This window comes from Paraburkholderia eburnea (assembly GCF_002917095.1).
Taxonomy (GTDB): Bacteria; Pseudomonadota; Gammaproteobacteria; order Burkholderiales; family Burkholderiaceae; genus Paraburkholderia; species Paraburkholderia eburnea.
The window spans coordinates 578,050-602,204 of sequence record NZ_PQGA01000001.1; the positions used below are offsets into that span (position 1 = coordinate 578,050).

Consider the following 24,155-nt stretch of genomic DNA (forward strand, 5'->3'; position numbering starts at 1 on the left):
GTTTTTAAGGCCTGAATCAGTCGATAGCCTTGTCGTTCGGGCTCTTGTAGAGCGCCTTCATGTCGTCGCTTTCCGGGAAGTTCAGGTTGAGACCCTTCGGCGGAATCGGCGATTCGAACCACTTCTTGTAGATCGCGTCGGCTTCGCCCGAGGTTTCGACCTTGGCGATTGCGTCGTCGGCGACCTTCTTGAACTCGGGGTCGTTCTTGCGCAGCATGCAGCCGTACGCTTCACGCGATTGCGCCGTGCCGACGATCACGAAATCGCCCGGGTTGTTCGACTTGGCGCGCTCGCCCGCGAGCAGCGCGTCGTCCATCATGAATGCCACCGCGCGGCCCGAGGAGAGCGTCATGAACGACTCGCCGTGATCCTTCGCGCTGATGATGTTCATGCCCAGGTTCTTGTCCTGGTTCATCTTGCGCAGCAGACGCTCCGACGTGGTGCCCGCCGTCGTCACGACGGTCTTGCCCTTGAGGTCGGCGAAATCCTTGATGCCCGAATCTTTCTTCGTCATCAGGCGCGTGCCGATCACGAAGATCGTGTTCGTGAAGGCGGCTTGCTGCTGGCGCTCGGCGTTGTTCGTGGTCGAGCCGCATTCGATGTCGATCGTGCCGTTCTGCACGAGCGGAATGCGGTTCTGCGACGTGATCGGCACCATCTTGACCTTGAGGTTCGGCATGTTCAGCTTCTGCTTGACCGCCTCGACGATCTTCATCGCGAAGTCCTGCGAATAGCCGATCACATTCTGCTTGTCGTCATAGTACGAAAACGGAATCGACGATTCGCGGTGGCCCAGCGAGATGACGCCGGTGTCCTTGATCTTTTTGAGCGTCCCCGAGTCCTGCGCGTGTGCACCGACGGCGACCAGTCCGAGGGTGGCGAGAACGAGCGCGGCCTTTTTGAATTTCATCTGTGATCTCCTTCTTGGCATGGATCGGGGGCAGTGTAGCAAAGTAATTATATTGAAAGAATAAAGGCCGACCCTGGCGTTGCAGGCACGCACAAGGCGCTTTGAAACAGGCTTGCGCGGCACATGAAAACGCCCTCTTCCCAGCCGTTTTCATACGTTTTTCACAGTGCCAATGCAAAAACGGGCGGCCCCTTGTGGGGACCGCCCGTCAGCCGCCGCGGACAAGCCGGCGGCGCAATTTTTACCGCTTTGCGATGACTCGACGCGCCATTGGCGCGCCGCCATCGATCAGGGGTACAGACCGCGCATTTCGCGCGCCATCAGGATGCGCTTACAGGCCACGATAAACGCCGCGGTACGCATCGACACGCCCTGCTCGCTCGACACTTGCCAGACCGCCGTGAACGCTTCGCGCATCACGCGCTCCAGTCGTTCGTTGATTTCGCCTTCGGTCCAGAAGAAGCTAGAGAAGTCCTGCACCCACTCGAAGTACGAAACGGTCACGCCGCCCGCGTTCGCCACCACGTCCGGAATCACGAGGATGCCCTTGTCGTGCAGGATGTCGTCGGCCGCCGTCGTGGTCGGGCCGTTCGCGCCTTCGACGATGATCTTCGTGCGGATCTTGCCGGCGTTGTGTTCCGTGATCTGGTTTTCCAGCGCGGCCGGGATCAGGATGTCGGTTTCGATGGTCCAGAATTCGTCGTTGCCGAGCATGTCGGCGCCGGCGAAGCCTGCCACGCCGCCCGTCTTTGCCACATGCTCAAGCAACGCGTCGGCGTCGATACCCGTGGACTTGTAGAGCGAGCCGGTGTGGTCCTGCACCGCGACGAGCTTCGAGCCGGCTTCCTGGAACAGACGCGCAGCGATGCCGCCGACGTTACCGAAACCCTGCACGGCAATGCGTGCGCCTTCGATCGACAGACCCTTGCGGCGCGCGGCTTCGCAACCGACCACGAACACGCCGCGGCCCGTGGCTTCGCGACGGCCGAGCGAGCCGCCCAGCGAGATCGGCTTGCCGGTCACGACACCCGTGGACGTCTGGCCCTGGTTCATGGAGTACGTGTCCATCATCCACGCCATGATCTGCTCGTTCGTGTTGACGTCCGGCGCGGGAATGTCGGTGTTCGGTCCGATGATGATGCCGATTTCGCTGGTGTAGCGGCGCGTCAGGCGCTCAAGCTCACCACGCGAGAGCGTGCGCGGATCGACACGGATACCGCCCTTCGCACCGCCGTACGGCACGTTCACGGCAGCGTTCTTCACCGACATCCACGCGGACAGCGCCATCACTTCGGACAACGTAACGTCCTGGTGATAACGCACGCCGCCCTTGCCGGGACCACGCGAAACGTTGTGCTGCACGCGGTAGCCTTCGAAGTGGGCAACGGTGCCGTTATCGAGTTCGATCGGGCAATCGACGATCAGAATCCGCTTCGGACGCTTGAGCGTTTCGAGCCAGCGCGACAGCGGGCCGAGGTACGGCGCGACGCGATCCACCTGACGGAGATAGTTGCCCCACGGACCGAGCGCGTCGGCGTGAAGGTAGGAAGGAACCGAAGACACTGCAGACTGCGATTGGGAAGACATGAACGCTCCAAGCGATCGAACAAGTGGGTGCAATTGTCAGAAAACGCCCACCCGAACGCCAATGCCGTTTGTTCATCACGTTATGCTTTTCGTGCATAACCTTGGAAAATTCGAAAGAACGTGTCGCGGGAATCCAGGATTGGCGGGCTTAGGCGGGGATCGGGCGGCTGCGGCAACACGCCGCAACGATTGTTACGGGACGCGCAAAACAGCAGTGCGCCAATGAAAAACAGGCACGGCAGCTTGCGCCGCCATGCCTGCTCTCGCATCCATATCTTGCCGATAGGGCGTTCGGCTCGAATTAACCGAGCGCGATTTCCTTGCTCACGGCGTCCCAGAGCGCGCGCACGAGCGCTTCGCGGGCGTCGTCGCCCTGCGAGGCGAGCTTGTCGCGATACAGGCGAATCTCCATGTCGAGCGTGAACTGGCCTTCGGGCGCGCCGCGCGTGCCACGGTCGAGCCGGATCAGCTTGCCCTGCGCGACGGCTTCCTCCACGGCGCTGTGCGGGAGGAACGCGATGCCGTGCCCGGCCTGCGTCATCGCCTTGAGGCCTTCGGCCATGTCGGTTTCATAGACGCGGTCCAGATAGAGCCGCGTCGGCGCATTGGCGACGATCACCTCGGTCATGCGGCCAAGATAGGCGTTCGGCGTGTAGGAAAGGTAAGGGGTGGGCGCGTCGGGCGTGCCCGGCAACGTGTAGCGCGCGCGGCCCGCGCGCTGCGGCGCCGAATACGGGCTGATCGATTCGATGCCGAGCGTAAGCGTGTCGTAACGCGCCGGATCGAGCGTCACCGGATGGCTCGGGTGGTGATAGCCCATCACGAGGTCGCAGCCGCCCTCCACCAGCGACAGCACGGCGTCGTGGACGTTGAGCGCACGCAAACGCGTGTGGATGCGGCCGAGCTTCGCCTCGACGCGCTGAAGCCAGCGCGGAAAGTACGTGAGCGAGAGCGTGTGCGGCACCGCGAATTCGATGGTCGCCTCGGGCGTGGCCGTGTGGCCGCGCAGCACGGTGCGCGCCTCGTGGAACTGCGACAGCATCGCGAGCGCCTGCTCGTAGAACACCTGGCCCGCCGATGTCAGACGCGTCGGATAAACCGAACGATCGATCAGTTCGGTGCCGAGCCACCCTTCGAGCGCCTGGATGCGGCGCGAGAACGCCGGCTGGGTGACGTGGCGCAGCTCGGCGGAGCGGCTGAAACTATGCGTTTCCGCGAGCGAAACGAAGTCTTCGAGCCATTTGAGTTCCATGCGGGACCAGGGAGCGGATGAGAAGTCCGCATTCTAGGCCCGCGCGCGGCGGCCTGGAGCAGGTGCGGCGGATTTCTGACAGCGAACGCATTCTGGCCACGCATTCCGGTCAGTTACTTCGCCGTTTCGCTCAACGCCTGTTGCAACGCCGCCAGCACGCCGCTCCAGTCGCCGAGCGTGGTCTGCCGGAACACGCGCGCCGACGGATACCAGACCGAATCCTCGCGCCCCATGCCCCAGCGCCAGTCGGGCTGCGCGGCCAGCAACACCCAGACCGGCTTGCCCAGCGCGCCCGCGAGATGCGCAACCGAGGTATCGACGGTGATAACGAGATCGAGGTTTTCGATCAGCGCGGCCGTACTGGCGAAATCGTGCAGTTCGTCGCCGATTGCATGCAGAGGCCAGCGGCCCGCCACATCGGCGAGCTGGGTCGCGCCCGGCCCTTTCTGGATCGCGAACCAGCTGTTGCCTTCGAGCGCGGCGAGCGGCAGCAAGGTCGTGAGCGGCACCGAGCGGAACGCGTCGAAGTGATGGCGCGGATTGCCGGCCCACACGAGGCCGATACGCCGGTGCGCACCAGGCGAAAGCGTTGCCACCCGCTCGCGCCAGGCGCCTGCTTGCGCCGCATCGGCGTGCATGTAGGGCGTGGCGGCGTAGATCGGCCGGCCCGGAAACTTCCGCGGCAGGCTCATCACGTCGCACCAGTAGTCGTAATTCGCGGCGATGACCTCGTCACTGGGCGCGGCGTCGAGCACGCGCGCGACGCCCGGCACCGTCGCCGCGAGCGACGCCAGTTCCGGCGCGACCCACGCATCGACGCGCGCGCCCATCGCGGCGGCAAGGCCCGCGTAGCGCACGAACTGGATCTGGTCGCCCACGCCCTGCTCGCGCGCGATCAGCAGGCGCTTGCCTGCAAGCGGCTCGCCTTGCCATTCGGCGCACGGGAGCTTGCGATAGTTGGGCCTGCCGACCGAAGTGGTCTTGCGGTTCTCGAACAGCGGCCAGCCTTCGGCGTACGCTTCGCGGCGCAACAGCAGCATGCCGAGCTGGAATTGCGACTCGGGCAGACCGGGGTTGAGTTCCAGCGCGCGTCGGTAGTGGACTTCCGCTTCGTCATAGCGCGCAAGCGCCGTGTAGGCGAAGGCAAGATTGTTCACTGCGCCCGCCGCATAGGGCTGCAGTTGCGCCGCGCGCTGATAGAGCGGGATCGCCTCCTCGTAGCGATGCATGGCGTCATAGACGTAGCCCAGTTCGAAATGCGCACTCGCGTTGTCCGGCTCGCGTGCGACGACGCGCTCGAAGCAGACCGCGGCTTGGGCCGGCTCCTTCGCGGCCCGCAGCAGCCTGCCGAGCGACATGAGTGTGGGCGTGTCGTCCGCGCCGAGGGCGCGCGCCTCGCGATATTGCGCGATGGCCTCGTCGGGGCGGTTCGCCTTTTCGAGCGCGCGACCCAGGTTGAAGGCGAAATGCGCCGATTGCGGGTCCAGCGCGCGCGCCTGGCGATAGTGATGCTGGGCGCCCGCGAGGTCCGCGAGTTCCATCAGCGCGTTGCCGAGATTGTTGTGCGCATTCGCGAAACCGGGCGCCTGCTCGATGGCCTTGCGCTGGAATACCGCCGCGCCGGACTGATCGTTCAGGCGCGCAGCCGCGACGCCACGGTTGCTCAGGCATTCGGCGTCGCGAGGCGCGAGCGCAAGCGCCCGGTCCATGAGCGACGCCGCGCCTGCGAGATCGTCGCGGCCCATGGCGAGCACGCCCAGATAGTGCAGCGCCGCAGCGCAACCCGGATCGCAGGCGAGCGCACGCTGGTAGAGCGCGTGCGCGGCGTCAGTGCGGCCCTCGCGATGCTCGGCAAGACCGGCTTCGACGAGCATGGAGGCATCGGACACAGAAGAAGAAGCGGAATCGTAGTTCATGCGGATCGCCAGACGGAAAGCAGCCAACGCTGCCGACCTTCCAACGGTATCGCCGCTTCCCTCTGAAGTCTGTCAGATGAGTCCGAAAACCGCGCCATCCCCGGCCCTACGCTAACTGCGGCCTGCGCCCGGATTGCCGCCCGGGCGCTGTCAGCGTGGTGATAAAATAGTCGGCTCCCCCCGGTTCCTTTCTGATCGTAACGTCACCCGTTACGTCCCCATCATGTCCGACACCCGTCCCGATACCCTCTTCGCGCTCAACGCGCTCTCCCCACTCGATGGCCGCTACGCCTCGAAAACCGAAGCCCTGCGCGACTGGCTCTCGGAAGCCGCGTTCATGCGCAACCGCGTGACCGTGGAAATCCACTGGCTGATCGCGCTGTCGCAAGCCGGCTTCGCGGAAGTGCCGCGTTTCTCGGAAGCGTCGGAGCAGTTCCTGCTCAAGCTCGCCGAGAACTTCACGGCGCACGACGCCGCGCGCATCAAGGACATCGAGCGCGTGACGAACCATGACGTGAAGGCCGTCGAATACTGGCTCAAGGAATCGGTGAAGGGCCAGCCGGAGCTGGAGCGCGCAAGCGAGTTCATCCACTTCGCCTGCACCTCGGAAGACATCAACAACACGTCGCACGGCCTGATGATCGCCGGCGCGCGCGAACACGTGATCCTGCCGGCGCTGCGCTCGGTCTACGAGCGTCTTGTGAAGCTCGCGCACACGCACGCCGACCAGCCGATGCTCTCGCGCACGCACGGCCAGCCCGCCAGCCCCACGACGCTCGGCAAGGAAATCGCCAACGTCGCGGCGCGCCTCGCGCGCGCGATCCAGCGTATCGAGAAGGTCGAACTGCTCGGCAAGATGAACGGCGCGGTCGGCAACTTCAACGCGCATCTGTCGGCGTATCCGGAATTCGACTGGGAAGCGTTCTCGAAGGAAGTCGTCGAACAGCGCCTGAAGCTGACCTTCAACCCGTACACCATCCAGATCGAGCCGCACGATTACATGGCCGAACTGTTCGACGCCATCGCGCGCGCGAACACGATCCTGCTCGACCTCGACCGCGACGTGTGGGGCTACATCTCGCTCGGCTACTTCAAGCAGAAGACCAAGGCCGGCGAAATCGGCTCGTCGACCATGCCGCACAAGGTCAACCCGATCGACTTCGAAAACTCGGAAGGCAACCTTGGCCTTGCCAACGCAACGCTGCGCCACCTCGCCGACAAGCTGCCGGTTTCGCGCTGGCAGCGCGACCTGACCGACTCGACGGTGCTGCGCAATATCGGCGTCGCGCTCGGCTATTCGCTGCTTTCGTACGATGCGCTGATCCGAGGTCTGGACAAGCTCGAAGTGAATCCGCAGCGCCTGAACGAAGACCTCGACGCCACGTGGGAAGTGCTGGCCGAGCCGGTGCAGACCGTCATGCGCCGTTACGGCATCGAAAACCCGTACGAGCAGTTGAAGGAACTCACACGCGGCAAGGGCATCACGCGCGAAGCGCTGCAGACCTTCGTGACGGGCCTCGCGATTCCCGAAGAAGCGAAGCAGCGTCTGATGGAAATGACGCCCGCGTCGTACACCGGCAAGGCGGCGGAGCTGGCCAAGCGCATCGCGTAAGCGTCGCCGCCCGATGAAGAGGCGGAAAAAAGCGAAAAGGCGCGCCGTTCGCGATGAACGGCGCGCCTTTTTTGTGTTTGCACGCATCGGCCGCGCGCAGACCTCATTCCTTCGCGCGCTCTTCCTCTGCGTAGAAGCACAGTCGCTCTGACAGATCCTTCGCCGCCGCCTTCACGCGGTCCACGAGTCCCGCCGCAACCATCGTCTTTTCAAGGAACGGCCGTGCCACGGTCAGGGTAACTGCCGCCGCAATGAGGCCCGAACTGTCGCGCACCGGCGCGCTCACCACCGAAATCCCCGGCTCGAACGACGATTCGCTCACCGCGCAGCCCTCCGCCGCGTACTTCTGCGCGCGCTCGTAGACTTCGGTCGCGCTGCGCGGCGTGTATGGCGTATAGGTGGGCAGCATCGGCTCGGGAAACAGCTTGCCGATATCGGCTTCGCTGAAGTCGCCGAGCAGCACGTGGCCGTGCACCGAAGCATGAGCCGGAATGCGCGTGCCTACGTTCACCTTGATCGTGCTGAGCGTGTTGTCGTGCGTCCAGGCCTTGGCGACGAACACCACGTCGCGCCCGTCGCGCACCACCAGATGGCTTGCGCACCCCGTATCGTCGCGCAGACGTTCGATCACGGGCGTGCCGATGTCGGTCAGCGCGAGCGAATTCAGATATTCGAAGCCGAGCTTCATCACGCGCGGCCCGAGACGATAGTCGCGGTCGCGGTTCGCGCGTTCCAGATAGCCGAGCGACTGCAGCGTCTGCACGAGACGGATCGCCGTCGTGCGCGGCAGGTTCAGGCGCTGCGCGATGGCGTTCGGCGTGAGCACCGGATCCTGATGGCGGAACAGCTCGAGAATGCGCAACCCGCGCTCAAGCGCGGGCACGAGATAGGTCTCGTCGCTGTCGGGGGCGGTCTCGTTGTAGTCGGACATAAACCTGTGTGGTGGCAAGCACGCGGACTCAGTCCTGCGTGGAAGGCGTGGCTTCATGGCGTTCGGCGCCGGGGCGGGAAGCCGCGCCCGGCAGGTCCGCCACGGCCTCGTCGCCGATGTCGATGCGCTTCACTTCGCCGAGCAGGAAGGTGTAGGCCAGCGCGCCCATCACGGCGAACACGCTGATGAGCCCGAGCGCCCAGCCGAACGAACCGGTCTCGCGCAGGATGAAGCCGATCGCGATGGGCGTAACGATACCAGAGAGGTTGCCCGCGAAGTTCACCGCCCCGCCCGTGATGCCGATCATGCTCTTCGGGGCGATATCGCCGATCAGCGACCACGACGCCGAGGCCACGCCCTGCGCGAAGAACGCGAACGACATGATGGCGATCACCACGGCGTTGCTGTCGGTGAGCAGGGAAAGCGTCATGGTCGGCACGAGCAGCAGGCCGGTGATGATCGGCGTCTTGCGCGCGGCGCCCACGCTCGCGCCGCGGCGCAGCAGAAAGTCGGACAGCGTGCCGCCCGCCACCACGCCGATCGACGCCGCGATGAACGGCACCGCGGTCATGCCGCCCGCCTTCAGCACGGTCATGTGGCGCTCGGTGATGAGGTAGCTCGGAAACCACGTCAGGAAGAAGTACAGCGACGAGAGCGACGCGAACTTGCCCATGCAGATCGCGATGATCTGGCGGTTGCGGAACACGGTGGCGAGCTTGCGCCACGGAAACTTCTGCGGCTGCGCTTTCGCCGCGCCCGCCTGGTTCGAGCCGACCAGCGCGCCGCCGTTGCGGATATACGCAAGCTCGGCCTCGCTCACCCACGAGCACTGCTCAGGGTCTCGATAAAGCAGATACCACACGCCCGCCCAGACGATGCCGACCGCCCCTGTCGCCCAGAAGATCGCGCGCCAGCCGAAGGCGTGCGCGACCCAGAACAGCGCCGGCGTGAGCGCCGCCATGCCGATGTACTGGCCGACCAGATAGACGCTCGTGGCGGTGCCCCGCTCGCGCTGCGTGAACCAGATCGACACGACGCGATTGTTGACGGGGAACGTCGGCGCCTCGGCCACGCCTACGCCCAGGCGCAGGCCGAAGATCGTCGCGAAACGCCCGGCGAAGCCCTGCGCGAGCGTGAACGCCGACCAGACCAGCACGGCCAGCGCGTACATGGCGCGCGAGCCGAAGCGATCGACGACCCAACCGCCGGGAATATTGGCGATCACATAGGTCCACGCATAGGCGGAAAACAGCACGCCGATCTCGACCGGCCCGAGGCCGAATTCGTGCTTGAGCAGCGGCGCGGCCACCGACAGGTTGGCGCGGTCCACGTAGTTGATGACGGTCCCGACGAACACCAGGAACAGCATCAGGTATCGCACGCGGGTGGTTCGTGTGGCGGCCACGGTGTCTCTCTCCATGCAGGGGGAACGGATGGGGAAATCGGCAAGGACGGACGCGAGCCGATCAACCATTAGTGGTTAACTAAAACCATGGATGGCGATCCTATGACTCAGGAAACAGCCGGTCAAGTCTAGAAAAATTAATTTTTTACTTGATAAAGCGCAAAAGACGCTTCTATGATTTGGCCGAAACAAGTCCAAATAAAAACAAAACGTCCACCTATGGTCAATGTGAGTTCAGCCGGCTGCTTTTCGGCGGGCTGCGCTCGCGCCTCCACGGTTAACAACATGAAAAAAACGCTTTTTCTCGCGGGCTGCGGCTTGCTGGTCAGCTCGCTCGCCCAGGCGCAGAGTTCGGTCACGCTTTGGGGACAGGTCGATTCCGGGCTCACCTACATCAACAACAAGAAAGGCGGTTCGTCTTTCGGCACGGCGTCGGGCATCGGTTCGCCCACGCGCTGGGGCTTCACGGGCAAGGAGGATCTCGGCGGCGGTTACCGGGCCATCTTCATGCTCGAAAGCGGCTTCAACATCAACACGGGCAACCTCATCAAGTCGAACACGCTGTTCGACCGCAACGCCTATGTGGGCCTGGAAACGCCGTACGGCACACTCACGTTCGGCCGTCAGTCCGATCTGATGGACGATGTGGCGATCCGCTATTCGAACGCCTTCTGGAATCGCAACCTGTATGCGTTCCACGCGGGCAACCTCGACAGCCTCACCAACGGCTATCAGATCGAGAACGCCGTGAAATACCGCAGCCCGGACTTCTACGGCTTCCATGCGGGCGCCATGTACGGCTTCACGGGTTCGGACGCGACCGGCCACACGAGCGGCGGCTATCTGAGCTACGACAACGGGCCGCTCTCCGCCGGCGTCACCTACATGACGACGAAGCAGCGCGTGCTCGACCTGTACACCTATTTTGGCTTCACGAGTTTCCTCGGCCAGACGCTCTCGGCCACGAAGACGTTCCAGTCGAACGAGGTGAACAACCTGGGCATCGGCGCGACCTACAAGATCACCGACGCGCTTCTGGCCAATGCGCTCTACACGCGCACCGACATCAAGGGTGCCAGCGCCTCGACGCACATGCAGAATCAGGACGTGGGTTTGCTCTACCGCTTCACGGCGGCCGAAGCGCTCACCCTCAACTACACGTATTCGCGCATGGGCGGCGACCACTGGAACTCGATCGAGGCGGGCAATCTGTACTCGCTCTCCAAGCGCACGCAGGTGCAGGTGACGCTCACGTATCAGAAGGCATCCGGCGAAGGCGCGACGGCGGCGACCTATCCGAACGGCAATTCGTCGACGCAATCGCAGTTGCTTGCGCACGTCGGCATCACTCACTCGTTCTGAGGCGCCAGAAAGCAAAAAGCCCCGGCACGCAGCCGGGGCTTTTCTGTCCTTGAGAGCGCGACCGGGCGATCAGCCCACGCGACGCGCTTCCAGTTGCTTGAGCACATCGTCGACGATCTGCTCGGGCGTAAGCTCGATGCTCACGATGATCGCTTCGTCCGTGCCCGGCGCTTCGAGCGTGTCGAGCTGGCTTTGCAGCAGCGACGGATCGAAGAAGTGGCCCGTGCGGGTGGCCAGGCGCTCGTGCAGCACTTCGTACGAGCCCTTCAGATAGACGAAGCACACGTCATGGTCGCCGCCGCGCAGGATGTCGCGATACGAGCGCTTGAGCGACGAGCACGTGAACACGGCCGTCTCGTGCGCGCGCTGCTTTTCCTCGATCGCCACGCGGATCGTGCGCAGCCAGGGCCAGCGGTCGTCGTCGGTCAGGGGAATGCCGTCGTGCATCTTCTTCTTGTTGGCTTCGCTGTGAAAAGCGTCGCCGTCGGTGAAGGTGCACTTGAGGCGCTCGGCCAGCATCTCGCCGATGCGCGTCTTGCCGGCGCCCGACACGCCCATTGCAATCAGAATCATCTCTACTGCTCCATTACCTGTTACACCACTGCCGAGAGCGCGAACGTCAGTCCGAGGCCCAGCAGCGAAATGATGGTCTCCAGCAGCGACCAGGTCTTGAACGTCTGACCCACGGTCATGCCGAAATATTCCTTGATCAGCCAGAAACCGCCGTCGTTGACGTGCGAGAAGATCAGCGAACCCGAACCCGTGGCCAGCACGAGCAATTCAGGCTGCACGGTCACACCTGCCGCCGTGGCGATGGGCGCGACGATGCCGCAGGCCGTCGTCATCGCCACCGTCGCCGAACCCGTCGCGAGACGGATCAGCGCGGCCACCAGCCAGCCCAGCAGCAGCGGGGACAGATGCGCCGTCTGCGCGAGATCGACGATCTGCTTCGACACGCCGCTGTCCATCAGCACGCGGCCAAACCCGCCGCCTGCGCCAACGATCAGCGTGATGCCGGCGATCGGCGCGAGACAGTCGCCGCAGAACTTCTGGATCTGCTCGCGGTTGAAACCGCGCGACGCGCCGAAGGTCCAGAAGCTTACCAGCACCGCGATCAGCAGCGCGACATCCGAGGTGCCGATGAAGTGCAACAGGCTGTTCGGCAGCGTCTTCGGCGTGAAGACCAGATCGGCCCACGAGCCGATCAGCATCAGGATCACGGGCAGCAGGATCGTGAAGAGCGTGACGCCGAAGCCCGGCAGTTCGCTATCGGGCTTCGGTTCGGCCTTGCTCACGAATTGCGCAGACAGTGGATTGTTTTCCGGCAGTTTGATGTGGCGATGAATAAAGAGCGCGAACAGCGGACCGGCGACGATCGCCGTCGGGATGCCGACGATCAGACCATAGGCAATGGTCCGGCCGATATCGGCGTGATACGCCTGCACGGCCAGCAGCGCGGCCGGGTGCGGCGGAATCAGACCGTGCACGACCGACAGACCCGCGACCATCGGCAGGCCGATCAGCAGCAGCGACTTGCCGGTACGCTTGGCGACGTTGAACGCGATCGGAATCAGCAGCACGAAGCCGACTTCGAAGAACACCGGCAAGCCGACGATCACGGCGACGCACATCATCGCCCAGTGAATGTTCTTCTCGCCGAACCAGCGGATCAGCGTGGTGGCGATGCGCTCGGCGCCGCCCGACTCGGCCATCATCTTGCCGAGCATCGTGCCCAGACCCACCACGATTGCGATGTGGCCGAGCGTGTTGCCGTTGCCGGTCTCGAACGACTTGACGATCTGATCCATCGGCATGCCGCTGGCAAGGCCCAGCAGCAGCGAAACGATGATCAGGACGAGAAACGGATAAACCTTCAGGCGCGTGATCATGAAGATCAACGCAGCAATCGCGACGAGCGCGTAAATCAGCAGCGAGCTGCCGTGGGCCACTCCCATGAGGCTCCTCTCCAGGTAGTTGTTCATTCCCTTCCGCGGCCACGCGGCGACGCTCGATGCGCTCCGGGCGGAAGGGGTCGGCCGTCGCCGGGCCGAGATTGTAGAGGTTATAACGGCTTTCGGCGTTGTCTGCTCGAAAGACGAGCGAGCCGCGCAGGCCTCACGCCCAATGGGCGCGGCCTGCGCGGCTCGTATTGCGTATCGGCGCTAAAGCACTGATTCGGCGCGCTAAATTCGGGGCGCGAACGCTTGCCGGGTCAGCGCGGCGTGCTCGATGTGCCCGGCAATCAGCGCACCGGACGCGACAGCTCGCTCGCGGCGCGCGCGAGGCGCGTCACTTCGGCCCAATCCTGGTTGGCGAGCGCGGCCTTCGGCGTGAGCCACGAACCGCCCACGCAGACCACGTTCGGCAGCGCGAGGAAGTTCGTGGCGGTTTCGGCGCTGATGCCGCCCGTCGGGCAGAACTTGAGCGTCGGGAACGGGCCGTGGAACGCCTGCAGCATGTTCAGGCCGCCGGCCGGGACCGCCGGGAAGAACTTGACGATCTCGTAGCCGAGTTCCATCGCGACGATGATGTCGGTCGGCGTCATCACGCCCGGCAGCAGCGGCAGGCCCGCGTCGAGCGAAGCCTGATGGATCTCGCGCGTCAGCCCCGGCGAAACGCCGAACTGGGCGCCGGCTTTCTTCGCCAGCGCGCAGTGCTCGGGCTTCGTGATCGTGCCCACGCCGACGACGATATCCGGTGCGATCTGCGCCGCGCGCTCGATCGCCTCAAGGCCCGCCGCCGTGCGCAGCGTGATTTCCAGCACCTTGACGCCGCCCGCGTGCAGCGCGCGCGAGACGTGCTCGCCCTGCTCGGGCGTTTCGAATGCCAGCACCGGGATCACCGGGCCGAGGCGGACAATGTCGGCCACCGTGTTTGTTGCCATGTTCAGGCTCCTTGATGATGAATTCAGTTCGTCGCGTGGGCTGCGTGCGCTGCGGGGGTGACGGTCGAAGCCGACGGCGCATGGACCTCGCCGACCAGCGGGCCGAACACCGTCGCACCCAGTTCCGCCGGCGCCGCCGCGGCGCGGAACACGCCAAACAGCTCTCGGCCGAAGCCCACTTCGTTGCTTTCCTGATGCGCGGGCAGCGCGACCGGGCGCGCGTCCCATTCGGCATCGTCCACTTCGACGTCGAGCACACCGGCTACGGCATCGATCACGATCGTATCGCCATCGCGCACTTTGCCGATCGGGCCGTGCAGCAGCGTTTCCGGCGACACGTGGATCACGGCGGGCACCTTGCCCGACGCGCCCGACATGCGTCCGTCCGTCACGAGCGCCACGTGAAATCCCTTGTCCTGCAGCACGCCAAGCAGCGGCGTAAGGCGATGCAGCTCCGGCATACCATTGGCGCGCGCGCCCTGGAAGCGCACGACGGCCACGAAATCGCGTTCAAGCTCGCCGCGATCGAAGGCTTCCTGCACGGCTTCCTGCGAATCGAACACGATCGCCGGCGCGCGCACCGTGCGGTGATTGGGCGCGACCGCCGAAATCTTGATGACGCCACGGCCCAGACGCCCCTGCATCAGGCGCAAACCGCCGTCCGGCTGGAACGGCTCGGGCAGCGGACGCAGCACCGCGAGATCGGCGCTCTTCTCCACCGCCGGCACCCACGTGAGCTTGCCGTCGAGCAGTTTCGGTTCCTGCGCGTAGTGGCGCAGGCCTTCGCCCGCCACGGTCTTGACGTCTTCGTGCAGCAGGCCGCCATCGAGCAGTTCACGCACGAGGAAGGCGATGCCGCCCGCCGCGTGGAAATGATTCACGTCGGCCTTGCCGTTCGGATAGACGCGCGCGAGCAGCGGCACCGACGCCGAAAGCTCGTCGAAATCGTTCCAGTCGATCAGGATGCCCGCCGCGCGGGCCATCGCCACGAGGTGCAGCGTGTGATTGGTCGAGCCGCCCGTGGCCATCAACGCGACGATGCCGTTGATCACGGCCTTTTCATCGACCACATGGCCGATCGGCGTGTAGTTGCCGCGTTCGACCGTCAGTTCGAGCACGCGGCGCGCGGCGGCAGCGGTGAGTTCGTCGCGCAGCGGCGTATGCGGATGGATGAACGCCGAGCCCGGCAAATGCAGGCCCATGACTTCCATCAACATTTGATTGCTGTTGGCCGTGCCGTAGAACGTGCAGGTGCCGTGACCGTGGTACGCGGCGGCTTCGGATTCGAGCAACGCTTCACGTCCGCACTGGCCGGTCGCGAACTGCTGGCGCACCTTGGCCTTGTCGTCGTTCGAGATACCCGTGGTCATCGGGCCGGCGGGCACGAAGATGGTCGGCAGATGGCCGAACTGCAGCGCGCCGATCAACAGGCCCGGCACGATCTTGTCGCACACGCCGAGGCACAGCGCCGCGTCGAACATATTGTGTGTCAGCGCGACCGCCGTGCTCATCGCGATCACCTCGCGCGAGAACAGCGACAGCTCCATGCCCGCGTTGCCCTGCGTGACGCCATCGCACATCGCCGGCACGCCGCCCGCGAACTGCGCGACGCCGCCGCCTTCGCGGGCGGCCTTCTTGATGATCTCGGGGAAATCCTTGTAGGGCGCGTGCGCCGAGAGCATCTCGTTATAGGACGAGACGATGCCGATGTTCGGTTCGCGGATCGCCTTGATGGCGAACTTGTCGCGCCCTTCGAGACCGGCGAAACCGTGCGCGAGATTGGCGCAGGAGAGCGCGCCGCGCACCGGGAAACGATCCTGGGCCGCAGCGATGCGCGCGAGATAGGCCTCGCGGGTCGGCTTGCTGCGCTCGATCACGCGCTGCGTGACCTTCATCAATTGCGAATGCGGGGAAACCATCGAATCTCCTTCCTTTTTATCTCGCGGGGACGCTCGGGGACACATCACGCGGTCCAGTCAGCGATGGCGCGATGTTAGTAGAAAAACTACACGATCGCAATCCCGGTTTTGCCCTGGTTCGGAGTGTTGCAAATGCTTCAAAAGCCTTTACCTAAAGCACAGTGGCGGATCTATGCAAAACCCGGATTGCTTTGCGAAACCGATTCTTGTAGTTTTTGTACATCGCCACCGATCCGCTATAGTCCACGGATCTTCCAGCATAGTGCGAGTTTCCTGATGCTGCTGTCCCAGGTGAAAGCCATTCGCGAGCAATTGCGCCCATCCGAGCGCAAGCTCGCCGATTACATCGTCGAAGCGCCGCGCGAACTGCTCGACCTTTCGATGACCGAAGTCGCGCAACGCGCGGGCGTGAGTCAACCGACCATCGCGCGCTTCTGCCATGCGCTCGGGTTCTCCGGCTTTCGCGAGTTCAAGATCCGCCTCGCACAGGCTGTGGCCAGCGATCTGCCAAGCGAACTGCCCGCCGTCTATCGGGACGTGCGGCCCGACGAACCCGTGCCGGGCGTCGCGGCCAAAGTGCTCGAACGCACCATCGGCGCCCTCATACAGGTGCGCAACAATCTCTCCACCGATGCGCTGGGCGCCGCCATCACCCTGCTCGCGCGCGCCTCGCGCATCGAGTTCTACGGCGCGGGCGGCTCGGGCATCGCGGCGCAGGACATGCAACACAAGTTCTTCCGGCTAGGCATGCCGAGCGTCGCCTACTCGGACCCGCACACCTTCCTGATGTCAGCAGCGCTGCTCGGACCCGGCGACGTCGTCGTCGCCATCTCAAATACTGGACGCACGCGCGATGTGGTGGACGCGGCGCGCACTGCGCTTGATCGCGGTGCGAAAGTCGTCGCCATCACCCATGGCACCTCGCCGCTCGCGCGGCTCGCGAGTGTGGGCCTGCATGCCAACGTCGATGAAGACACCGACGTCTTTTCGCCGATGACCTCGCGCACCTCGCATCTCGCCATTGGCGACATCCTGGCTGTGGGCGTGGCGCTACAGCGCGGGCCCGAACTGGCTGAAAAGCTCGCCGACGCGAAAGACATCATCGCAAAGCGCAGACTCGATCCGAATGGATGACGAACGGCGGCGCATGTCGCGGTGTAATCGATCAGCCGCGCAATAAAAAAGCGGGCGCCCAGAGGGAGCCCGCTTTGGCGTTCGAGCCGCGAGGCCGAACGTAGACTGAAGAACGCCTGCAGGAAGCGGCCAGACTGCACCGCTTCCGCCATCAGGCGATTACCACTGGTACGACATGCCACCGCCCCACGTAGCGCCCCCGCTCGTGCTGTAACCCGCACCCATCTTGACCTTCAGGTTCTGGGTCACGCGCGCCGACACACCTAACGCCGTGGCCTGGTAGCCCTGGAAGTTGGCGGTACCGACACCCACCGCGATGGTCTTGTTTGCATCGACATCCGGGATCATGGTGAGTGCAGTCGCCGCCGCGACGCCGCTGTAGGCGTTACGCGCCACGGAGTTCATGCCGGTCTGGAGCGAGTTCAAACCGCTCTGGAGCTGACCCACGTTTGCCGCATCGGTCGGGTTGACGCCGTTCGCCACATTGGTAATGCGGCGCTCGTTGCCTTGCGAGCCGACGGACACGGTGTTGTCCTCGTTCGCGACCGAGTTTGCACCCAGCGCGACCGAGTTGTTGCCCGTGGCCGCAGCCTTTTCGCCAATGGCCGTCGAGTTGGTACCCGACGCCGCCGCCCCACCGCCCACTGCGATCGTGCCAGCCCCGGTTGCCGAAGCCGCACCACTCGTCGTATTGGTCGAGAGGTACTGCGAACCATTGTTCGTGATGTTCTGAACCGACTGGGTCAGGTTGGTAACGTTCTGGTTCGTCGCGTACAACTGCTCGCCCGTCACGGCATCCGTGCTCGTGGCAGTCAGATCAGCGTCCTGCAGATTGGTGAGCTTGACCTGCGACGAGGAGTCCGTGCCACCCAGCGTGACCTTGTCATGGGCCGACGAGTCGTACTGGACTGCATTGGCCACCGAGCCCGCGATGTTCGTCACCGTGGTCTCGATAGTCGAGACCCGGCCGTCGAGGTTCGTGAGCGCACCACCCACATTGTTGAAGCTTGTGCCTCCAATGTTGTACGTTGGCGTCGAGATCGAACCGTCAGCCTGCACCGTCGAACCCCCGCCCAATGCGCTGGCCGTGCTTGCTGCCATGTTGTAAGCCTGCGCACCATTCACGGCGTCGGTACTGGTCGACGAAATGGCACCGGCAGCAACGTTATGCAGCTTGACCGGCGTGGACGCACCTACACCGCCAAACGTGATGGAACTCTTCGTCGAGTCGTCGTACGTAACGAACGCATTGGTCACGTTACCCGAGGGGTCGATAACCGCGCCCATCGCCTGAAGTTGGGCGACGTTCACCGCATCGTTAGCCGCCGATCCGTTCGCCACATTATGCAGCGCGACCAGGCTGGACGTACCTACACCGCCGAGTGTGATCGACGACTTCGAGGTGTCGTCGTAGGCGACGAAGGCGTTCAGCACGTTACCCGATGTGTCGACGTTCAAGCCTGCGGCCTTCAACTGCGCGACGTTGACGGCATCCAGATCCTGCGCGCCGGCAGCGACGTTGTGCAGCACCACGCCATTGGTCGTACCCACGCCGCCGAATGTCACCGAGGCCTTGGACGAATCGTCGTACGCAACGAACGCATTAGTCACGTTACCCGAGCCGTCGACGTTTGCCCCCATCGCCTCGAGCTGTGCGAGGTTGACAGCATCGCTTGCCTGCGTGGCATTCGCGAGATTCGTCAACTGAACCGCGCTAGTCGCAACGGAACCGCCCAGCGTGATCTTGGTGTGCGTCGTCGAATCGTACATCACCGCATCCACGGAACCGCTACCGGCATAGGCTACAACCGCAGCGAGCGCCGAACCAACGTCGTTATAAGGGTTGCCTTGCACGACATAGGTGGGCGCCGTGATCGTGCCATTCGTATTGACCGACGACTTGCCACCCAACGCCGACGCCATGCTGGAAGCCAGACCATAGAGCTGCGAGCCGTTTACCGCATCGTTGCTCGATCCGTTCACCGCACCCGACGCGACGTTGTGGAGCGCGACCGGCGTACCGACGTTACCGAAGGTCACTGAGTCGTGCGCCGACGAGTCGTACAGCACCGCGTCCGCGACCTTGCCGTAAAGGTTCGTCACGTCGCCAGCGAAGTTGGTGACTGCACCCGCGAGATCCGACACGTTCTGGTTCGTAGCGAACAGTTGCCCGCCATTCACCGCATCGGTGCTCGATGCATTGCTGATATTGCCCGCGGCCACATTCGTCAGGAGCGTCTGTGTGGTCGCACCCGCGGCACCCAGCGTTACCGTTGCCTTCGACGTGTCGTCATAGGCGACGAATGCATTGGTGATATTGCCCGACGGATTAGTCGTCGCCCCAAGCGCATACAACTGCGCACCGTTCACCGCATCGACACTCGACGCGCTCACCGCGCCGTTCGCCACGTTCGTCAACGCGACAGGCGCCGTTGCCTGCGTCCCGCCGAGCGTCACCTTATCGTGTACCGGCGTGTCATACGCGACTGCATCTGCGCCGCCACCCTTCGCGACATCCATGACGGCTACGAGCGCCGACCCAACGTCGTTGTACGTATGACCCGAGAGATCATAGGTCGGCACGCCGATTGTGCCGTCCGCGTTCACGCCAGTCGAACCACCCAACGCCTTCGCGGTACTGGAAGCCAGGCCATAGAGCTGCGAGCCGTTTACCGCATCGTTGCTCGATCCGCTCACCGCACCCGGCGCGATGTTGTGGAGCGCGACCGGCGTACCGGCGTTACCGAAGGTCACTGAGTCGTGTGCCGACGAGTCGTAAAGCACCGAATCCGCAACCTTGCCATACAGGTTCGTCACATCGCCCTGGATGGTCGTCACCGCCCCAGCAAGACTCGACACGTTCTGGTTCGTCGCGAACAGTTGCCCGCCATTCACCGCGTCGGTGCTCGATGCATTGCTGATATCGCCCGCGGCCACATTCGTCAATGTGACAGGCGCCTTTGCCTGCGTGCCACCCAGTGTCAGCTTGTCGTGTGCCGAGGTGTCGTACACGACCGCGTCGGGCGAACCTCCTTGCTTCTCATTCAACGCCGTCAGTGCGGAGCCCACGTCCGAATAGTTACCACCTGCCACGTCATAGACCGGCGCCGCAATCGAGCCGTCCGCGTTCACGCTGGCATTGCCACCCAGCGCCGCCGTCACGCCCTTGAGCTGAGATACGTTAACGGCGTCGTTGTCTGCCTGACCTGCCGCCATGTTGACGATCCGACGCGTGTTGGCCTGGCTCTGCACGATCGTTGCGCTGTTGTCCGGATTGATCACCGTACGCGTTGCGGTGCCGTCGCTACCCACAGAAACCGTGTTCGCCAGGTTCGCCACCGAACCCGAGCCCAGCGCAACCGCGTCGTTCGCCGTCGACAGCGACTGAACGCCCACTGCCGTGCTTCCGCCGCCGTCCGCTTCGGTGTTCGAGCCGATTGCAATGCTACCGGCACCGTTCGCGCGCGCTACGTCGGTTGGGGACGTCGAGCCCACGGCATTGCCCGTACCCCGTACCTGCGAGTAATACGCTGCCGTCTTGTACGGCGCGCCATTTGCAGTCGAGAGATCAACGCCCGAACCCGCCGACGCCCCCAGCAGAGCGCCAGACGGTGACCTGAGCAATCCCTGGGGCGCCATCACGTTGACTGTGGCCTGGGTATTGTCCTGACCGTTCAGGATATCCCACACCTGGCCAACGTTAGCCGCATCCGTGTCCTGGATACCGCTTGCCACGTTGCTGATTACGGTACCCTTGGGCAGCAAACCATCGTCGCGGTTACTGTTGCGATAGTAGATGCTGTTACCGGTGCCAGGATCCAGCGTAACGGTGGGTGAGCCGGAGGCAATGGAGCCTTCGTCATATGTAACGGCCTTGTTCAGCACGCTTCCCGTGGAAGGGTCAACCTGGAAGCCGGCGGACGTCAATTGGCTCACGTTCACGGCGTCGTTCGCCGTCAAACCGCTCGCAACATTGTGCAACGCCACCGGCACAGTCGAATCAAGCCCACCCAAGGTCACCGAGTTGTGAGTCGACGAGTCGTAAAGCACCGAATCCGCAACCTTGCCATACAGGTTCGTCACATCGCCCTGGATGGTCGTCACCGCCCCAGCAAGGCTCGACACGTTCTGGTTCGTCGCGAACAGTTGCCCACCGTTCACCGCGTCGGTGCTCGAAGCGTTGCTGATGTTTCCCGAGGCAACGTTCGTCAGGAGCGTCGGAGTGGTCGCACCCGCGCCGCCGAGCGTCACCTTCGCCTTCGATGTGTCGTCATAGGTAACGAACGCGTTGGTCACGTTGCCCGACGAGTCGGTCGTCGCACCCAGCGCATACAGTTGTGCACCGTTCACTGCGTCGGCGCTCGATGCGTTCAGCGCGCCAGCGGCCACGTTCGTCAACACGACAGGCGCCGTTGCCTGCGCCCCACCCAGCGTCACCTTGTTATGCGCTGACGAGTCGTAAAGTACCGAATCCGCGACCTTGCCATACAGGTTCGTCACATCGCCCTGGATGGTAGTCACCGCCCCAGCAAGGCTCGACACGTTCTGGTTCGTCGCGAACAGTTGCCCACCGTTCACCGCATCGGTACTCGAAGCGTTGCTGATGTCTCCCGAGGCAACGTTCGTCAGGAGCGTCGGAGTGGTCGCACCCGCGCCGCCGAGCGTCACCTTCGCCTTCGATGTGTCGTCATAGGTAACGAACGCGTTGGTCACGTTGCCCGACGAGTCGGTCGTCGCACCCAGCGCATACAGCTGTGCACCGTTCACCGCGTCGGCGCTCGATGCGTTCAGCGCGCCAGCGGCCACGTTCGTCAACACGACAGGCGCCGTTGCCTGCGCCCCACCCAGCGTCACCTTGTTATGCGCCGACGAGTCGTAAAGCACCGAATCCGCAACCTTGCCATACAGGTTCGTCACGTCGCCCTGGATGGTAGTCACCGCCCCAGCAAGGCTCGACACGTTCTGGTTCGTCGCGAACAGTTGCCCACCGTTCACCGCGTCGGTACTCGAGGCGTTGCTGATGTCTGCCGCGGCAACGTTCGTCAGCTTCACTTGCGTAGTCGCACCCGTGCCGCCCAGCGTCACCTTGTCGTGCATCGACGTGTCGTATTTCACGGCGCTGTTGGAGAGCGCGCCCGTAGTGATGTCCATGGCAGCGAGAGCCTTGCCGACATCGCTGAACGTACCGCCGGCCACCGCGTAGGACGGCGCTGTAATCGAGCCGTCGGCGTTCACAGTAGCGCCACCGCCCAGCGCATTCGTTACGCCCTTGAGTTGCGCGACGTTCACCGCATCGGTGTCGTTTTGACCTGCGGCCATGTTCACGACGCGGCGCGTATTGGCCTGACTTGACACATAGCTCGTGCTACCGTCGGGGTTGACCACGGCACGCGTCGCCGTACCGTCACTGCCCACCGAAATCGTATTTGCCACATTCGCCACGGACCCCGAACCCAGCGCCACCGAATCGTTCGCGGTTGCGAGGGACTGGATGCCTACGGCGGTGCTGCCGCCAGCGTCCGCTTCCGTGTTCGAGCCAATGGCGATGCTGCCGGCTCCGTTCGCACGCGCCACATCGGTTGGAGACGTGGAGCCGCTGGCGTTACCGGTCCCTCGTACCTGCGAGTAATACGCTGCGGTCTTGTATGGCAAACCATTCGCCGTCGAAAGATCAACGCCCGACCCCTGTGAAGCGCCCAGCAACCTGGCCGCCATCAGCGGACGGGGCGCCTGCACAGGTTGGTTGCCGGGAAGTTGCGATGCAATCATATCGGCAACCTGGCCAACGTTGGCCGCATCGGTATCCTGAACACCATCCGCCACATTGCTGATAACCGTGCCCTTCGGCAAATAGCCTTGCGCGCGGTCGCCGTTCACAAAGTAGGCGCTATTGCCTTGGCCTGGATCGAGCACGATCTGCGGATTCGCCGTGCCGGTCGTATTCGGAACGTAGAGCACCGCAGGATTGCTGACGTTGCCGTTCGCATCGATGATAAAGCCACCCATCTCGTGATGGCCCGGATCGGCGGATGCTGCCTGCGCTCCCCACCCCGCGGTGGTCAGCGTGTTGTTGATGGTCGTGGTCGCCTGGTAAAGCTGCGAACCGTTGACGGCGTCGGTGCTGGTGGACGACACCGCGCCCGGCGCCAGATTGGTGAGGGTCGTACCGCCATCACCAGCAAGCGTTAGCGTTTTCTTGCTGCTATCGTCGTAGCTCACTGCGTTGGTGGTAAATCCCGTCAGATTCTCCAGCGCCTGAGTCGTCGCAAAAAGCTGCGAGCCGTTTACGGCATCCGTGCTTTGTGCGCTCACCTGACCTGCCGCGACGTTCGTGATCTGACGTTCCGCGCCAGGCGCACCCACGCTCACGACGCCAGTGGGCTGAGAACCCTCGAACGTGTAATCGACACCCCTGATCACATAGTCCGGGACCTTTACCGCCGTCCCAGTCACCGCGTTATTGCCCAGCGCCACCGAATTCGGCGTCGTTGCCTGCGCGTGGTCGCCCACCGCCGTAGCGCCGGCTGCGCTTGCGTTCGCATAACCGCCAATCGCCGTCGCGCCCGCCGCGCCCGCTTGCGCCCACGAACCCACTGCGGTTGCAAACGCGCCACCGCCAGCCGCCTTCGATGAGGCGCCCAACGCCGTATCACCAAGGCCCGAGGTCGAAGCCGCATTGCCGATCGCCGCAGAATAGTCGCCGCCCGCAGCCGCGCTCGGCCCCATACCGATCGAATTGGCACCCGCTGCAATGGCCTGGGGGCCGACCGCCGTGCTGTTTGCGCCCGTCGCGGACGAGTCGGCCAGGGTCGAGTTCGTATGGAAGTACTTGGTGCCCTTATTCGTGACGTCATAGAGCTGCGAACCGTTCACCGCGTCCGTGCTGGCAGCCGACACAGTCCCGTTCGCAAGCGAAGTGATCTTCGTGCCCGACAGGTTGGCACCCGCCGTGAACGTGGCGAGACCGCTGGTCAGGGTCGCGCCAGTCAGATTGATGCCGGATGGCCCCAGGAGCGTAACCACGCCTGTTGCATTCGACACAGAAGAGCCGACATAAATCGCCGCCTGGCCTGCAACCGGCCAACTGTTCACCGCCTCGTCGAGGATTACGCCGCTGGCGTTTCCGGATTGGCAATTGCCAATCGAGCCACTGTACGTGCCGGCAGTAGACTGAGGCCACAGCCCCGTGCCATAACCGTTCCCGCCGCTCGAGTTGCAGGCGTACACACCCGCCATGGCGGAC

General features: G+C 63.9%; 14 protein-coding genes. 3 read left to right on the plus strand and 11 right to left on the minus strand.

What is annotated here, in order from left to right; translation table 11 throughout:
* Positions 1-16: 16 nt before the first annotated feature.
* The 4 genes from B0G62_RS02595 to B0G62_RS02610 form a co-directional block, all read right to left on the minus strand.
* Entirely contained in the window at positions 17-910 is an 894-nt protein-coding gene (locus B0G62_RS02595) for a glutamate/aspartate ABC transporter substrate-binding protein (RefSeq protein WP_103702209.1), read from the minus strand.
* Between the two features lie 288 nt (positions 911-1,198).
* Positions 1,199-2,497, minus strand: coding sequence for a Glu/Leu/Phe/Val family dehydrogenase (locus B0G62_RS02600; protein ID WP_103702211.1), 1,299 nt, complete (start codon positions 2,495-2,497; stop codon positions 1,199-1,201).
* 301 nt (positions 2,498-2,798) lie between these two features.
* Complete coding sequence (locus tag B0G62_RS02605; protein WP_103702213.1) at positions 2,799-3,749, minus strand: LysR family transcriptional regulator; 951 nt, start codon at positions 3,747-3,749, stop codon at positions 2,799-2,801.
* 113 nt (positions 3,750-3,862) lie between these two features.
* Entirely contained in the window at positions 3,863-5,692 is a 1,830-nt protein-coding gene (locus tag B0G62_RS02610; RefSeq protein ID WP_341865955.1) for a tetratricopeptide repeat protein, read from the minus strand.
* A gap of 196 nt (positions 5,693-5,888) precedes the next feature.
* Between B0G62_RS02610 and purB the strand changes: the two genes are divergently transcribed.
* Positions 5,889-7,277 carry an adenylosuccinate lyase gene (gene purB, locus B0G62_RS02615; protein WP_103702217.1) on the plus strand — a complete coding sequence of 463 codons (1,389 nt, stop codon included), beginning with the start codon at positions 5,889-5,891 and terminating at the stop codon, positions 7,275-7,277.
* Between the two features lie 103 nt (positions 7,278-7,380).
* Here purB and B0G62_RS02620 read toward each other — a convergent pair whose 3' ends face one another.
* Positions 7,381-8,208 carry an IclR family transcriptional regulator gene (locus B0G62_RS02620; protein ID WP_103702219.1) on the minus strand — a complete coding sequence of 276 codons (828 nt, stop codon included), beginning with the start codon at positions 8,206-8,208 and terminating at the stop codon, positions 7,381-7,383.
* A 28-nt stretch (positions 8,209-8,236) separates the two neighbouring features.
* Entirely contained in the window at positions 8,237-9,628 is a 1,392-nt protein-coding gene (locus B0G62_RS02625; RefSeq protein WP_407671094.1) for an MFS transporter, read from the minus strand.
* A 270-nt stretch (positions 9,629-9,898) separates the two neighbouring features.
* Between B0G62_RS02625 and B0G62_RS02630 the strand changes: the two genes are divergently transcribed.
* Positions 9,899-10,975, plus strand: a complete 1,077-nt coding sequence (locus tag B0G62_RS02630) for a porin (RefSeq protein WP_244193077.1) — start codon at positions 9,899-9,901, stop codon at positions 10,973-10,975.
* Positions 10,976-11,044: 69 nt separating this feature from the next.
* Here the strand turns inward: B0G62_RS02630 and B0G62_RS02635 are convergent, their stop codons facing one another.
* The 4 genes from B0G62_RS02635 to edd all read right to left on the minus strand — a co-directional run bounded on the left by B0G62_RS02635 (position 11,045) and on the right by edd (position 15,778).
* The gene (locus B0G62_RS02635; protein ID WP_103702226.1) at positions 11,045-11,548 is read right to left on the minus strand and encodes a gluconokinase; all 504 of its coding nucleotides are present in this window, start codon (positions 11,546-11,548) and stop codon (positions 11,045-11,047) included.
* Between the two features lie 20 nt (positions 11,549-11,568).
* Positions 11,569-12,930, minus strand: coding sequence for a GntP family permease (locus B0G62_RS02640; protein ID WP_103702228.1), 1,362 nt, complete (start codon positions 12,928-12,930; stop codon positions 11,569-11,571).
* A 287-nt stretch (positions 12,931-13,217) separates the two neighbouring features.
* Positions 13,218-13,859: a bifunctional 4-hydroxy-2-oxoglutarate aldolase/2-dehydro-3-deoxy-phosphogluconate aldolase gene (gene eda, locus B0G62_RS02645; RefSeq protein WP_103702230.1), complete on the minus strand. Its 642-nt coding sequence runs from the start codon at positions 13,857-13,859 to the stop codon at positions 13,218-13,220.
* 23 nt (positions 13,860-13,882) lie between these two features.
* Positions 13,883-15,778 carry a phosphogluconate dehydratase gene (gene edd, locus B0G62_RS02650; protein ID WP_103702232.1) on the minus strand — a complete coding sequence of 632 codons (1,896 nt, stop codon included), beginning with the start codon at positions 15,776-15,778 and terminating at the stop codon, positions 13,883-13,885.
* A gap of 276 nt (positions 15,779-16,054) precedes the next feature.
* On the opposite strand from edd, the gene B0G62_RS02655 reads away from it, so the two are divergent.
* Positions 16,055-16,912: a MurR/RpiR family transcriptional regulator gene (locus B0G62_RS02655; protein ID WP_103702234.1), complete on the plus strand. Its 858-nt coding sequence runs from the start codon at positions 16,055-16,057 to the stop codon at positions 16,910-16,912.
* Positions 16,913-17,071: 159 nt separating this feature from the next.
* Here B0G62_RS02655 and B0G62_RS02660 read toward each other — a convergent pair whose 3' ends face one another.
* Positions 17,072-23,935: a YadA-like family protein gene (locus tag B0G62_RS02660; RefSeq protein ID WP_244193078.1), complete on the minus strand. Its 6,864-nt coding sequence runs from the start codon at positions 23,933-23,935 to the stop codon at positions 17,072-17,074.
* Positions 23,936-24,155 lie beyond the last annotated feature (220 nt).

What these genes read in the sequence shown, in the direction of transcription:
- B0G62_RS02595 (WP_103702209.1), bottom strand. Translation starts at nt 910, where the DNA reads ATGAAATTCAAAAAGGCCGCGCTCGTTCTCGCCACCCTCGGACTGGTC.
- B0G62_RS02600 (WP_103702211.1), bottom strand. Translation starts at nt 2,497, where the DNA reads ATGTCTTCCCAATCGCAGTCTGCAGTGTCTTCGGTTCCTTCCTACCTT.
- B0G62_RS02605 (WP_103702213.1), bottom strand. Translation starts at nt 3,749, where the DNA reads ATGGAACTCAAATGGCTCGAAGACTTCGTTTCGCTCGCGGAAACGCAT.
- purB (WP_103702217.1), top strand. Translation starts at nt 5,889, where the DNA reads ATGTCCGACACCCGTCCCGATACCCTCTTCGCGCTCAACGCGCTCTCC.
- B0G62_RS02620 (WP_103702219.1), bottom strand. Translation starts at nt 8,208, where the DNA reads ATGTCCGACTACAACGAGACCGCCCCCGACAGCGACGAGACCTATCTC.
- B0G62_RS02625 (WP_407671094.1), bottom strand. Translation starts at nt 9,628, where the DNA reads ATGGAGAGAGACACCGTGGCCGCCACACGAACCACCCGCGTGCGATAC.
- B0G62_RS02630 (WP_244193077.1), top strand. Translation starts at nt 9,899, where the DNA reads ATGAAAAAAACGCTTTTTCTCGCGGGCTGCGGCTTGCTGGTCAGCTCG.
- B0G62_RS02635 (WP_103702226.1), bottom strand. Translation starts at nt 11,548, where the DNA reads ATGATTCTGATTGCAATGGGCGTGTCGGGCGCCGGCAAGACGCGCATC.
- B0G62_RS02640 (WP_103702228.1), bottom strand. Translation starts at nt 12,930, where the DNA reads ATGGGAGTGGCCCACGGCAGCTCGCTGCTGATTTACGCGCTCGTCGCG.
- eda (WP_103702230.1), bottom strand. Translation starts at nt 13,859, where the DNA reads ATGGCAACAAACACGGTGGCCGACATTGTCCGCCTCGGCCCGGTGATC.
- edd (WP_103702232.1), bottom strand. Translation starts at nt 15,778, where the DNA reads ATGGTTTCCCCGCATTCGCAATTGATGAAGGTCACGCAGCGCGTGATC.
- B0G62_RS02655 (WP_103702234.1), top strand. Translation starts at nt 16,055, where the DNA reads ATGCTGCTGTCCCAGGTGAAAGCCATTCGCGAGCAATTGCGCCCATCC.